The sequence below is a fragment of the Candidatus Eisenbacteria bacterium genome (assembly GCA_005893305.1).
Classification (GTDB): Bacteria; Eisenbacteria; RBG-16-71-46; order SZUA-252; family SZUA-252; genus WS-9.
On the sequence record VBOZ01000010.1, the window covers coordinates 46,474 to 59,129 of the forward strand.

General features: G+C 65.5%; 12 protein-coding genes. 8 read left to right on the plus strand and 4 right to left on the minus strand.

Features of this window, described 5'->3' with window-relative positions; all coding sequences use genetic code 11:
* Nucleotides 1-74: 74 nt before the first annotated feature.
* Both E6K79_03395 and E6K79_03400 read right to left on the minus strand, forming a co-directional pair.
* A complete protein-coding gene (locus tag E6K79_03395; GenBank protein ID TMQ65925.1) occupies nt 75-482 on the minus strand; it encodes a type II secretion system protein in 408 nt (135 codons plus the stop codon).
* Nucleotides 483-692: 210 nt separating this feature from the next.
* Nucleotides 693-2,114 carry a hypothetical protein gene (locus tag E6K79_03400; GenBank protein ID TMQ65926.1) on the minus strand — a complete coding sequence of 474 codons (1,422 nt, stop codon included), beginning with the start codon at nt 2,112-2,114 and terminating at the stop codon, nt 693-695.
* Nucleotides 2,115-2,177: 63 nt separating this feature from the next.
* On the opposite strand from E6K79_03400, the gene E6K79_03405 reads away from it, so the two are divergent.
* The gene (locus E6K79_03405; GenBank protein ID TMQ65927.1) at nt 2,178-3,344 is read left to right on the plus strand and encodes an MFS transporter; all 1,167 of its coding nucleotides are present in this window, start codon (nt 2,178-2,180) and stop codon (nt 3,342-3,344) included.
* A 1-nt stretch (nt 3,345) separates the two neighbouring features.
* On the opposite strand, the gene E6K79_03410 is transcribed toward E6K79_03405, so the two are convergent.
* Nucleotides 3,346-3,963 carry a DUF1211 domain-containing protein gene (locus tag E6K79_03410; protein TMQ65928.1) on the minus strand — a complete coding sequence of 206 codons (618 nt, stop codon included), beginning with the start codon at nt 3,961-3,963 and terminating at the stop codon, nt 3,346-3,348.
* Nucleotides 3,964-4,047: 84 nt separating this feature from the next.
* On the opposite strand from E6K79_03410, the gene E6K79_03415 reads away from it, so the two are divergent.
* Together E6K79_03415 and E6K79_03420 are read left to right on the plus strand one after the other, a co-directional pair.
* Complete coding sequence (locus E6K79_03415; GenBank protein ID TMQ65929.1) at nt 4,048-4,608, plus strand: hypothetical protein; 561 nt, start codon at nt 4,048-4,050, stop codon at nt 4,606-4,608.
* Nucleotides 4,556-5,500, plus strand: a complete 945-nt coding sequence (locus E6K79_03420; protein ID TMQ65930.1) for a class I SAM-dependent methyltransferase — start codon at nt 4,556-4,558, stop codon at nt 5,498-5,500. Before E6K79_03415 ends, E6K79_03420 begins: the two co-directional genes overlap by 53 nt.
* On the opposite strand, the gene E6K79_03425 is transcribed toward E6K79_03420, so the two are convergent.
* A complete protein-coding gene (locus tag E6K79_03425) occupies nt 5,493-6,650 on the minus strand; it encodes an esterase-like activity of phytase family protein (protein TMQ65931.1) in 1,158 nt (385 codons plus the stop codon). The two genes, E6K79_03420 and E6K79_03425, sit on opposite strands and share 8 nt — an antisense overlap.
* 95 nt (nt 6,651-6,745) lie before the next feature.
* Between E6K79_03425 and E6K79_03430 the strand changes: the two genes are divergently transcribed.
* From E6K79_03430 to E6K79_03450, 5 genes are all read left to right on the plus strand, one after another.
* Nucleotides 6,746-7,498 carry a c-type cytochrome gene (locus tag E6K79_03430; GenBank protein ID TMQ65932.1) on the plus strand — a complete coding sequence of 251 codons (753 nt, stop codon included), beginning with the start codon at nt 6,746-6,748 and terminating at the stop codon, nt 7,496-7,498.
* Nucleotides 7,499-7,508: 10 nt separating this feature from the next.
* Complete coding sequence (locus tag E6K79_03435; GenBank protein TMQ65933.1) at nt 7,509-10,352, plus strand: serine/threonine-protein kinase; 2,844 nt, start codon at nt 7,509-7,511, stop codon at nt 10,350-10,352.
* A 160-nt stretch (nt 10,353-10,512) separates the two neighbouring features.
* Nucleotides 10,513-10,914 carry a hypothetical protein gene (locus tag E6K79_03440; protein ID TMQ65934.1) on the plus strand — a complete coding sequence of 134 codons (402 nt, stop codon included), beginning with the start codon at nt 10,513-10,515 and terminating at the stop codon, nt 10,912-10,914.
* Nucleotides 10,911-12,095 carry a hypothetical protein gene (locus E6K79_03445; protein TMQ65935.1) on the plus strand — a complete coding sequence of 395 codons (1,185 nt, stop codon included), beginning with the start codon at nt 10,911-10,913 and terminating at the stop codon, nt 12,093-12,095. Before E6K79_03440 ends, E6K79_03445 begins: the two co-directional genes overlap by 4 nt.
* A 28-nt stretch (nt 12,096-12,123) precedes the next feature.
* A complete protein-coding gene (locus E6K79_03450; GenBank protein ID TMQ65936.1) occupies nt 12,124-12,624 on the plus strand; it encodes a hypothetical protein in 501 nt (166 codons plus the stop codon).
* The last annotated feature ends 32 nt before the right edge of the window (nt 12,625-12,656 follow it).

Genomic DNA, 12,656 nt, shown 5'->3' on the forward strand with positions numbered 1-12,656 from the left:
TGTCGCGGTCGCTCTGCTCGTCGAGCGGCGGACCCGGGAAACGGATCCGCCGCTATTTTTGCTTCTAAGTCTACTTAGCCGTTTGTGAGCGAGAGCGACAAGAGCGCGGTCTTGCCAAAGCCCTGAATCGTGTAGCCGTTCGTCGACACCACGGTCGTGCCATAACGACCCTGAGCGGCCGGGGCCACCCACAGCGCAGCCTCGTCGACCACGCCGGTGAACGGGTTGGTCGGATACGTGCCGCTCGGCATGTTCAACTTCACGGCCGCCGCATCCGCCGCCACGGGGTAGGTACCCGTGTTCTTGACGGCGAAGTCCTCGATCGCCAGCTGGAAACTATGCATATTCGCCTTCACGCTCGCCTCGCGTGCGCGATCCTGCATTGCGATGAAGTTCGGGATCGCAATAGCCGCGAGGATCCCGATGATGACGACCACGATCATAAGCTCGATCAGTGTGAAGCCCTTCTCGTTGCGAATCATTGGATTCCACTCCCCTCGTTGTCGGGTTTACGGCGCCTCCATGTCTGCCGCGTACATAGACCTAGCATCAGGGGTGCCAAACTGAGGGAATCGAGTGAATCGCGGCTCTTCATCGAGTTTCGGGGGATCCTGTCGTAGGACAAACTGCCGTGCGGGCGATGGATTGGGTGCTTCCGCGCCGATCGTGGCTCGAACCGGCCACGGGAGAGATCAGCGCTTGGCGGCCTTGACCAGGGTTTCGAGCTCCGCTCGCGTCTGGCTGGCTTCGTTCCCGCTCATCGGCCATGACTGGACGATCCGATCGACGTCGAGCTTCTGTTCCGTGAGCCAGGCCAGGAGCGGGGCCGCTCGCTTGCTGGCGCGGAGCTTCCCGCCGGCGCGGACCCAGCCCAGCTCCGCCTCGAAGAGGAGCTTGGCGCCGGGGAACCAGAAGACGACGAACTCGTCCGTGTGCTGGGACCGCTTGCCGTAGTTGATCGCGACGAGCTGGTTCGTCGAGTCGGTCAGCTCGAGACGATCCGCGAACGTCCGGATCGTGACGGGTCGAGGCTTACGCGCGAGACGGTCCGGCTTCGACTCGAAGGGATACCCCGAGATCTCCCGCACGTACGCCTCGTTCCCCGGAGTCGTGATCACCGTCGCGCCCTCGGCGATCATTGCGCGAACCCCGCCGACGTAGTGCGGATGGTGGTGGCTGAAAAGGGCGTAGCGGATCGGCTTGCTGGGCCATTGGCGCCGCGCCGCGTCGGCCAGCCGCTCGCCATTCGCGCTACCCACGGCGAATTCGATCACCGCGAGATGGTCGGCGAACTCCACGATCATCGAGCGCGAGTCGACGTCCTCCATCTCCGCGGCCCAGAGCCCCGGAGCGAGGGGGACGATCTTCGGCTCTCCGACGAGCGAGTCGGCGTCGGCCGTGGGTGGCTCGAAGGAGGCGGGCGACACCAGCAGCGACTCTGGGAATTCCTGCTTGGGTGAGCCGACGACGTGCTCCACGAGCCGCCACTGCGAATCGCGCTCGTGGACCACCACGAGGGCTTCCCGGGGAAGCACCTCCAATCCCTCATAGGTATACGCCACCGAGTCAATCACGTCGCCGAGCCGCGGATGCGCGCGCCGCTCCGTGTAGGTGAATCGGGGCCCGTCGAACATGAAGTCGCTGCCCCCGGTCCTCTCTTGGAGTCGCGCGAGTCGCCCCAGCTGCGACGGAATGCCGGCCACCGCCTGGAGGCGCCCGAGGCGGCGGCTCTCGCCCGCGAGGAGCTGCCACGCTCCCCCGGGCGCGTCCCGATGGAAGACGCTCTCGCGCACCGCGAGGTAGGTCTCGGGGACGCGGGCCGAATCGCCTTCCGCCCAAGTCGTCCAGTCGACGCGCGAGCGGCCTTTGCCGTCCGTTACGTAAATCGCCATGGAGTGGAGAGGCCGCGTCTCGTGGGGTCTCCGAAAGTGGCCCTCGAGCCAGACGGTCCCCTCGTACCGGATCCGGGCCGGCTTCGCCGGAACCGGAACCGAGGCTGGAAGCGAGGAATCATCGGCTCGCCCGATGCCGGTCGCGGCGCTCAGGACCACGGCGATACCAAGCAGCAGCGCCATGAGTGTCGGGAATGGGCGTCGGCAGGAGAGGAAATTCATAGGTAGCCTATAAGGATACCAGCATCGTCCCCGCGCCGCCATTCGGTGCTATTCTCACCGCGCATGCCTCGCACCATCACCCCCCGCCTCGGCCTCTTGGCCTTCGGCCATCTCACGATCGACTCGTACTCGAGCTTCTTCTCGCCGCTCCTCCCGCTCCTAGTGCACAAGCTCCATCTGAGCCTCACCCTCGTGGGGACGTTGGTGGCGCTCTCCTCCATCACATCGTCGTTCTCGCAGCCCCTCTTCGGCCTCATCTCGGATCGCATGCGGCGCCCCTGGTTCGTGGCGTTCGGGCCGCTGACTGCGGCGGTCTTCATGAGCGGGTTGGGACTCGCGCCGAGCTATGGGGCGCTGCTGGCGCTCCTCATGCTCGGGGGTCTGGGCGTGGCGGCGTTCCATCCGCAGGCGGCGGTCTTGGCGTCGCAGGTATCGGCGCGGCGGAACGTCTCGATGGCCTTCTTCATCACCGGCGGAACGATCGGGTTCTCCGTCGGACCGATGTTCGCGGTGGGGGTCGTCTCGGCCTTCGGCCTCGAGTGGACCTGGGTGGCGGCCGCACCGGGGCTCGTGGCGTCCGCTCTCTTGCTCGCCTGGTTCTCCCGCGTGCCCCCGCGTCCGCGCCACGAGGCCCGACACGTCCCGCTCCGCGAGCTTCGCCCGGTCGCACGGCCGCTCTCGCTTCTCTACTTCGCGACGGTGTCGCGCTCGACCGTGTCGTACGGCTTCATGACGTTTCTGCCGCTATACCTGAACGCGCGCGGCTACCAATTCTCGCAGAGCGGCGCGATGGTCTCGGCCTACTTGCTCCTGGGCGCCCTTGGCGGATTCTTCGGCGGGTGGCTTTCCGAGCGCATCGGGGGCCACCGGCTGATCGTCCTGTCGTTCCTGGTCGCGGCCCCGCTCTATTTCGGCTTTCTGGTCTTGCCGGACGCGCTCGGAATCCCGTGCGTGATCCTGGGGTCGTTCGCGCTCCAGTCCTCTCTCTCGGTGAACGTGGTCTTGGGGCAGGAGCTCTCGCCGAGGCATTCCTCGGCGATCTCGAGCCTCCTGATGGGAGCCGCGTGGGGAATGGGGGCGCTCCTCATCGGGCCGATCGGAGCGCTCGCGGATCATTACGGGTTGCACGCCGCGCTGGCCGTGCTTTCGTGCGCGCTGCTCGGAGGCCTCACCTGCGCGATGCTCCTTCCGGGGACGCGCCGACCCGCTCCGGTCGTCGAGCTGCCGTAGCCTACGTTTCCGCGCGATACTCCAGCACCGACCAGTAAATCCAGAGAGAGAGGCAAGCGGCGAGACCGAGAGACGCGTTCCAGAGAGCCAGCAGGGTCGACGCGACGTAGACGCCGAGCCCGAACCGGTAGGCGTTCCGTATTCTCAGGACGACCGCGTCGGGAACGCCGTGTTTGAGGAGACGGCGCTTTGTCGCCGTGGCCCAGAACGCGTTGAAGGTGATGCTTATGACCACGAAGGTGCCGATGTAAAACGCGGCGGCGACCCGCTCGCCCGGCGTGCCGAGATATTCAGCGAGAACCGCGGTCGGGAACGGAACGAATGTGACCAGCAGGAGCATGAACCCGTTCGCGAAGAGGAAGGGCGAATCGATCTTGTGGATCAGGCGGAACAGGCCATGGTGATTGATCCACATGATGAGGATCGCGCCGAAGCTCCCGAGAAACGCGACCATCGAGGGCCACAGCTTGAGGAGGGCGAGGAACAGGTCCCGGCCGCTCGCTCCCACCGGCAAGTGCGGGACCTTGAACTCGAGCACGAGCAGCGTGATCGCGATGGCGAAGACTCCGTCGCTGAACGCCTCGACCCGTGCCGTCTCCTTTTCGATGGATTCAGCCACGCGGTTCTCCTTCCTTCCCCTAGATTCCGGTTTCCCAGGCGCTTGAGCCTGCTATCCTGCCCCAGTCAACCATAGGAGGGTCAGATGGTCCATATCCCAGCACTCTGGATCCCGCTTCTGCTTTCCTCGGTTCTCGTCTTCATCGTCAGCGCGATCATTCACATGGTGCTCGGCTACCACCGCTCCGATTACAAGAAGCTCCCCTCCGAAGACGCGGTTCTCGAGGCGCTCCGCAAGTTCAACATTCCGCCGGGCGACTACCATTTCCCGCGCCCGGACAGCATGAAGGCGATGAAAGACCCGGCATTCATCGAGAAGTGCACCAAGGGCCCGATCGGCATGATGACCGTCATGAAGGCCGGCCCGCCGTCCATGGGGAGAGAGCTGTTCCAGTGGTTCGTGTACATCGTGGTCGTCGGGATCTTCGCGGCCTACGTGGCGGGCCGCGCGCTCGCTCCGGGCGCGCCCTACCTCGCGGTCTTCCGCTTCGTGGGCACCACCGCCTTCGCTTGCTACTCGATGGGACTGATCCAGAATCACATCTGGTACAAGCGTTCCCGGAGCGCGACGTTGAAGTCGATGTTCGACGGCCTTGTCTACGCGTGCCTCACCGCGGGCGTCTTCGGCTGGCTGTGGCCGGACTAGGGGCGAGGCGCGCACGCGGGTGAGCCAAACCGAGCCCCTCATCCGCAACATCTCCGACACCGCGCGCTGGGTCGCGGTCTACCGCGCGCGCGAGTCGGAGCGGCCGGACGCGCTCTTTCGCGATCCGTTCGCGGCCCGCCTGGCGGGGCAGCGCGGCGAGGAGATCGCGGCCGAGGTGCTCCGGCGCTCGCGGAACGATTGGTCTCTCGTCATCCGGACCAACCTCTTCGACACCTTCATCGCCGATTACGTCGGCCGGGGCGGCGACACGGTGGTCAACCTGGCCGCCGGTCTCGACGCGCGGCCCTACCGGATGGACCTGCCGTCCTCGCTCCGATGGGTGGAGGTCGATCTCCCGGAGATTCTCGACTATAAGGAGGGAATTCTGGCGGGGGAGAAACCCCGATGCGCGCTCCGGCGCGTCCGCCTCGACCTCGCCAACCGCGAGGCGCGGCGCGCGCTTTTCGCGGAGCTGGGGCGCGAGTCGAAGGCCGCCCTCGTCGTGTCCGAGGGTCTCATCGTCTACCTCACCGCGGAGCAGGTCGCCGGGCTCGCGGAGGATCTGGCGGCGCCGGCCGGCTTTCGGTGGTGGACCCACGATCTGATGTCCCCTGGGCTCAGGAAGATGGTCATGCGGCAGATCGGCTCCCTCTTGAACGAGGCGCGCGCGCCGCTTCGGTTCAGCCCCGAGGAAGGACCGGGATTCTTCGTCCGTTACGGTTGGCGTCCGGTCGCCGTCCATTCGATGCTCAAATGGGCGGCGAAAAAGAAGCGGCTGCCCCTCCTGTTGCGGCTCGCCGCGCTCCTGCCCGAGTCGCAGGGCCGGCAAGGCTCGCACCCCTGGGGCGGCGTATGTCTTCTGGAGCGATCGGCGGCGGAAAGGGCTACTTAGGCAGGACCAGCCGCAAGGAGTAGAGCGCCTCGTCCCGCCCGGTGTCGTTGTCCGCGATCAGGATCAGGAGCTGGTCCCCGTTCGCCAGGCGTCCGCCGAACGCCATCCCCTCGAAATTGGAATTCGTGAATCCGGAGTTCAGCTCCCAGAGCAGGGTTTTCCGGGCGGGCGTGTAGGCGCGTCCCTCCAGACCAACCGCGAATTCTCCCCGCGAGACATCCGTCGCATCGGTCACGTCCACCAGGTAAATCCGGTTCCTGAAATTCGCGGATCCGGTGGAATCGCCCGCGAACGATCGCTCCAGAGCACGGAGCCGACCGTCGCTCAACGCCAGCAGCTCGGACAGCCCCCTCACGTCGTTCCTCGCGAGAAAGAAGGGCGAGGTGATTCGGGCCGGGTAGCGGTCGATTTCGTATGGGTACTGGGCGAGGGGCCGCATCTGGTCGTCGAGCTTCTGCAGTCGCACGACGGCCCCGGCGGAGTTGGTGGCGGAGGCCCCGTCCACCGTGAGCGGGCCCTCGTTCGCGGTCCAGAACCCCCCGGGGCCGCGCGCGAGCGATTCGAATCCCAGGTTGACGCGGATGGTCTCGAAGACGCGGAGCATGGGATGAGAGTCGACACGGACAAGCTCCGTCATCCGGCCGCTCGGGAGCGCGTATCGCTCGAGAGAGGGACGGTGGAGATCCGTTCCGGTGCGCTCGTTCGCGATCCAGACCGACTGGCTGGTGGCGTCGAGGGCGATCGCCTCGCGATCCTTGCCCAGGACCGAGTCGGGCAGGTGCGCGCCGAGGGAATCGAGCAGGCGGATCGGCTTTCCGAACCGTGCCGCGCGGATCTTGCCCGTGATCGAGTCCACCTGGATCGTCAGCGGATGCAGGCAAGCGTGCTCATCGCCGATGGCGAGATATTGATCGCCTCCGAGCGAGACGATGCCACTCAGCCCTTCGGGGCGCAGGGCGCGCTCGCCGACGGCGGGCGCTTCGAAGTCATAGCGGCCGACGGGAATGAGACGAACGCCGCCCGGGGCCGCTGCGACGCCGGGCGCAGGGGCGGTTGCGGGTGCGGGCGTGGTCGCGGGCGCGGGCGTGACGCAAAGGGCGAGGAGCCCCGAAGCGAGGAGGAGCCGGCCCAGCATCAGTTTCGGGAGCAACGGCGATTCCTGAGGGTGGAAAGTGTCGATGCGCCTGTTATTCTCCCCACGCACGATCCCTTCGTGCCCACGCCCAATACGGGGGAGAGTCGCCCATGAACCTGGATCCGCGGACGCTCGCCGGAACGCTGGCCTGCCTTGCCTTGCTCGCCTGGAGCGGATCGGGGTCGGCGCAGGTTCCGGACAAGTTCACGAATCTCAAGATTCTCCCGAAGACCATCGCCAAAGACGATCTCATCCAGACCATGCGCCAATTCTCGATCGGCTTGGGCGTCCGGTGCAACTACTGTCATATGCAGGCCGACAGCGGGAAAGGCAACAAGATGGACTTCGCCTCCGACGCGAAGAAGGAGAAGGAAATCGCGCGGGGAATGATGAGGATGGTCGACTCGATCAACAAGAAGCTGATTCCGAAGACCGGAATCAAATCACCGGCCAAAGTTCAGTGCGTCACGTGCCACCGCGGCGTCGAGACCCCGGAAACGCTGACCGATCTGTTGAAAAAGACGGTCAAGAAGGACGGCATCGATGGGGCGATGCAGCGATACAAGGAGCTTCGGGGGAAATACTACGGGAGCGGGGCCTACGACTTTGGGCCCGGATCGTTGAGCGCGCTCGCCGAATGGCTGGCCCGCGACCGGAAGGACACCGACGGGGCGATTTCCATCATGAAATTCAGCATCGATCGAGACCCCCTGGTGGCCGACAGCTACGTTCTTCTCGGCACCTTCCAGATCACGAAGGGCGACAAGGCCGCCGCGATCGAGAGCCTTTCGCACGCGTTGGAGCTGGACCCGGAGAACCGTAAAGCGCAGGACCTCCTGAAGGGGCTCCAATCCGGCCAGTGACGGAGCGTTCGTGACCACCACCTTCCCGACGACGATTGGGCCCTACCGGATCGACCGCGAGCTGGGCCGAGGCGGCATGGGCGTCGTCTTTCTCGGACACGACACGCGGCTCGATCGTGCTGTCGCGATCAAGGTCCTCCCCCCCGAAGTGGTGGCGAGCGCGGAGCAGCTCCAACGCTTCGAGCGCGAGGCCAGGTTGCTTGCCTCGCTCAGTCATCCCAATATCGCGGCGATTTACGGTGTTGAAGAGAGCGAGGGGGCGCGATACCTGATCCTCGAGCACGTCGAGGGCGAGTCGCTCGCGGAGCGGTTGGGCCGGGGGCCGCTGCCACTCGCCGACACGCTCGACATCTGCCACCAGATAGCCTCGGGGATCGAGGCGGCGCACGAAGGCGGCGTCATCCACAGGGATCTGAAGCCCGGAAACGTGATGATCACGCCGAGTGATGTCGTCAAGGTGCTGGACTTTGGCCTAGCGAAGGGAAAGGTCGCGGACTCTGATCTTGGGCGGTCGCCGACATTTCCGACCTCGCCCACGTTCCCGCAGTCCCCGACAATCGCGCCTTCGCCGACGTACCACGCACCGACCACGATCCCGGGCGTGGTTCTCGGAACGGCGGCCTATCTCTCCCCGGAACAGGCCCGGGGAAAGCCGCTCGACCGCCGCACGGACATTTGGTCCTTCGGCTGTGTGCTCTACCAGTGCCTCACTGGGAGCCTGGCGTTCGAGGGCGAGACCGTCTCGGACACGATCGCGAGGATCTTGGATAGGGACGTCGATTGGTCGCGCCTGCCCGGGAACACGCCGCCGGCCATCCGCGCACTCCTGGAGCGCTGTCTCGAGCCCGACGCGAGGAAGCGGCTTCGGGACATGGGCGACGCTCGACTTGCCTTCGAGGAGCTGAAGGCGGGCCGGGGCGTCGCCGCCCCGCCAGCCGCGGCCGCGGTGGAGGGAGCGCCCGGGAAGAGGGGCCTTGGCGCGATGAGCGGCGCGATGCTCGGTCTCGGCATCGTCGTTGTCGGGGCCCTGGCCCTCATACTTTGGGGCGTGTTGGGTCTGGGCGGAGGTGGAGGGCGTGCCGGCCGCGCGGTTACGCGCGCTTCCGTCGAGATTCCGGTGGGATTGCAAGTGCTGCAATGGGAGATCGCACCCGACGGGCGAACCATCTTGATCCTCGCGCTGCCGCGCAGGACCGCGAAGGGAGAGGAGCCACAATCCCAGATCTACGCCCGGCGGATGGACCAACCTTCGTTCGAGCCAATTCGCGGGACCAGTCGAGCGAGCACCTTCATGCTGAGCCCGGATGGGAAGTCGATCTCATTTGTCGCCGCCTCCGAGCGATCGACTCAGACGCAGATGTTGAAGATGCCCACCGATGGAAGCGCCCCGCCCGTACCCATCGCGAAAGTGGATGTTGCTTTGCCCAGGCATCCGTCCTGGCTTGAGTCCGGCGATTTTCTCATTCCATCGACCAACGGTAAGGAATATTCACGCCTGCCCTCGACAGGCGGCCCGCCATCGAAGGCGCGACCATTCGATGCCCCGGGATTCGACGGATCGTTCATTTTCAGGCGCCCGCTACCCGGCGATCGGGGTGTCTTGCTCGAGGCGATCTCGTATGAGGGCGGCGCCTACCAGCTGGGCGTCGGCGTCCTCGACCTGAGGTCCCGGAAAACGAAGATCCTGATTCGCGACGGGGGGAGCGCGGAATACTCACCCACAGGGCATCTTCTATTCACGCGCGGAAACGCCCTACTCGCCGTTCCGTTCGATCTCGGGAGGCTGGAGGTGAAGGGGGAGCCGGTCGCGCTCCTGGGAGGACTGCGGGTCGTCGCGAGCGACGGGAACGCGGAAATCAGGCTAGCTTCCAACGGGACATTGCTCCACATGTTGGGTGGAAACGTCGGGCAGGACCGCCGCGCCGTGGTCGTGGATGCGGGAGGCAAGATCTCCGAGTGGTCGGGAGAGAGGCAGCCATTCGAGTCGCTCGTGAAGGCCTCACCAGACGGGAGTCGCTTCGCGGTCGTCATCGGGGACGCGGGGGGAATCTACGAGATCTGGGTCTCCGATCGAGGCGCCCCGGTCTCCCGGCGCGTGATCGCCGTCTCCGGAGTCGACGCCTATATGCCCGAGTGGTCCCCCGACGGTGCGAAGCTCGCCTTCAACCAAAACGGGCGAGGCAACGTCAACGGAGTCTACATCGCCAACGCCGACGGGAGCGGCGCGGCCTGGAGGATCGTCAAAGGCGAAGAGGACACTCCAGTCGTCCCGACGTCGTGGTCTCCGGACGGCGCACAGCTCCTCTGCTGCGCCCGACTCCCCTCCGGCCGAGCCGATCTCATGGTCGCACCGGTCTCCCAACCGCACGAGGTAGATGCGCGGAGGGTCTTCGGGGAAGGCCCGTCGCGCTGGTCGGGATGCTTTTCACCGGATGGTCGGATGCTCGCGTACATGTCCAACGAAACGGGACAGCACGAGGCCCACGTTTGTAGATGGGAACAGGGTGGTCCTGTGGGCCAGCCGATCCTGGCATCGCGGAACGGGGGAAACTACTGGCTGAGGTGGAGTCGGGACGGCAAGCATCTGTATTACGAGTCAAGTCAGAACGAGGTCGCGTCCGTCGACATCAGCACCACGCCGCGACTAAGCGCGTCGGCTCCGAAGATTGCATGGGACCTGGGCGCACTCCGGACCGTGAGCGATGGGAGCAGCTCCCTGTTCGACCTCCTGCCTGACGGCAACCTTCTCGTGATCCAGAAGGGCGAAGACGAAGACGATCTCACGCGCTTCGACGTCGCGTTCAATTTCTTCGAAGAAATGCGCGCGAAGCTCCGCAAGGGATCGAAGAGGTAGGTGCTGGGGAGGATGGTGGAGACCGGCAGTGTATAGTGCAATTTGCACGCGGCAATTAGTGGATTCCGCGAGAAAGACTGAATCCGACAGGAGTCGGACGGGTTCCAATTTGGTGGGGGCATGTCCACCTCATAAGACGTAGCTTGGTCTGGAGGTTTCCATGAAACGCACATCGATTTTATTCGGCTGTCTTCTGACACTCGCAGTTCTCGCGCTGGGTTTCGGCGCGCGCTCGGCCCCGACGACCTCTGCGCCGACGGAGGCCCAGGCTGTAGGGGAGCCGGCGTATCTGAATTGCACCGTCCGGGCCGTCGACGTGAAGACCAGGACCGTCGAAGTCATCACGGGCGTGGGCTACGCGCTCCGCCTCTATCGCATGAGTGTCGCTCCGGCCTGCGAGATCAGCGTCGGCGGGTCCGCGGCCGAGCTCAACAACATCAAGCCGGGCACGATTGTTCGGGTTCGCTACCAGCCCGTGCCTGCGGGGCCGAAGGCTCCCCCGCGGTTGATGGCGAGCGCCATTGAGACCGTTTCATTCTCGGAGAGCGGAGGTGTGCGGTGAGCCGCGCGGCCGCGACGTTCGCCGCGCTGACGCTGGGCGCCGTGATCCTCTGCGCGGGATGCGCCAAGCCTCCCAAGCCGGGTGAGCCGCTCGTCGGGCTGACCCCCGAGGAACGAGCGCTCTTCGACCGCGGCAAGGCTCGGTTCACGACGGTATTCACGCCGGGGACTGGTTTGGGTCCCACGTTCAACTCGGACGCTTGCGCCGAGTGCCACGAGGATCCGGCCGTCGGAGGCCGCGGCGACGAGGTCGAGGTGCACGTGAGCGCGTTTATGCCGGAGACCGGGTTCTGCGATCCCTTGGTCGACAAGGGTGGATTCGTGATCGAGCAAAAGGTGACGCCGGCGCTCCACGCCGCGCTCGGCATCGACAGCGAGCCACTGCCCCCCGACGCGACGGTCGCGCACCGAACGACGCCGGACGTCCTCGGCTTTGGCCTCTTGGACGCGATCCCGGATTCGGTCATCCTGGCCAACGCCGATCCCGACGATCGGAATCACGACGGAATCTCCGGCCGCCCCAACCGATTCTTCGACGGACGGATCGGACGCTTCGGCCGTAAGGCGCTCGTCCCGACGCTCGCGGAATTCAACAACGGAGCCTACGCGGCGGAGATGGGAATCACGAGCCCGGCCGTCCCCAACGAGGAGACGGTCGGAGGGCAGCCGATTCCAGCGGGCGTCGACTCTGTGCCCGAGCCGGAGATCAATCAGGAAGGGCTCGATCTGACCAACGCCTTCGTCCGCTTCCTCTCGCCGCCGGCGCCCGAGAAGCTCTCCAAGGTCGGGAAGCGCGGACGGCAGCTATTCACCGAGGTCGGATGCAACCGGTGCCACCTGCCGGCCCTCTGGACGGGGAACAACCCGGTGCGGGCGCTCCGGTACAAGAAGGTCGCCGCCTATACCGACCTTCTGCTCCACGACATGGGTCCGGAGCTGGCCGATATGTGCTTGGGTCAGGCATCGCCGTCCGAGTTCCGGACCGAGCCGCTAATGGGTCTTCGGTTCTCGGCAAACTCGGAAGGCGAGGGCGAGGCGAGCTTCCTTCACGATGGTCGGGCCAAGACGGTCGAGGAGGCAATTCGGATGCACGGTGGGGAAGGGGCGGCTTCGCGCGACAAATTCGCGGCGCTCTCAGAAGCGGAGCGGGCGGCTCTGATCAAGTTCCTAGAGTCTCTGTAACGCTCGGGGGTATAGAAGGTGGTGTCCCATGCAAAATGCTTGGGTCGGACTCATCGGGGCGTTCGCCGGCGCGCTGATCGTCGGGATCTCCCATTTCATCAGTGCCCGATCTCAGTTCAAGTGGGATAAAGGTTGGGAGCGGAGGACGCTGTACCGCTCCAAGCTCGAGGACCTCTACGCCGCGGTCGGCGATCTTCGAGGCGCCTATTTGGAGGTCGTCGCGGGCTGCGTCGCGCGCATGCCCAGTGACCGGATCGCAGCTCCCAAGGATTTCCCCGTGGAGCGGCTACGGATGCTGATCGGCTTCTACGCGCCCGAGGTCCGTCCGTTCCTCCCGAGGCTGGAGGAAGCGAGACGGGAATTCGGAGACGCCATGCTCCAGCTCATCGCGAGGCAGGAGATGAAGGACGTGCAGGGCTGGTCGGATGGCATCGGGCGCGTTGGGGGCGCCTTCAAGAGGCTCGACCTGATCTTTGACGAGATGGAGGACGAGCTGATCGCCCTCTCGAAGCGCTGGCTGCAGAACTAGGGACGGCGTCCCGGCGGCGAACCTCCGGCGAC

What these genes read in the sequence shown, in the direction of transcription:
- E6K79_03395 (TMQ65925.1), bottom strand. Translation starts at nt 482, where the DNA reads ATGATTCGCAACGAGAAGGGCTTCACACTGATCGAGCTTATGATCGTG.
- E6K79_03400 (TMQ65926.1), bottom strand. Translation starts at nt 2,114, where the DNA reads ATGAATTTCCTCTCCTGCCGACGCCCATTCCCGACACTCATGGCGCTG.
- E6K79_03405 (TMQ65927.1), top strand. Translation starts at nt 2,178, where the DNA reads ATGCCTCGCACCATCACCCCCCGCCTCGGCCTCTTGGCCTTCGGCCAT.
- E6K79_03415 (TMQ65929.1), top strand. Translation starts at nt 4,048, where the DNA reads ATGGTCCATATCCCAGCACTCTGGATCCCGCTTCTGCTTTCCTCGGTT.
- E6K79_03430 (TMQ65932.1), top strand. Translation starts at nt 6,746, where the DNA reads ATGAACCTGGATCCGCGGACGCTCGCCGGAACGCTGGCCTGCCTTGCC.
- E6K79_03440 (TMQ65934.1), top strand. Translation starts at nt 10,513, where the DNA reads ATGAAACGCACATCGATTTTATTCGGCTGTCTTCTGACACTCGCAGTT.
- E6K79_03450 (TMQ65936.1), top strand. Translation starts at nt 12,124, where the DNA reads ATGCAAAATGCTTGGGTCGGACTCATCGGGGCGTTCGCCGGCGCGCTG.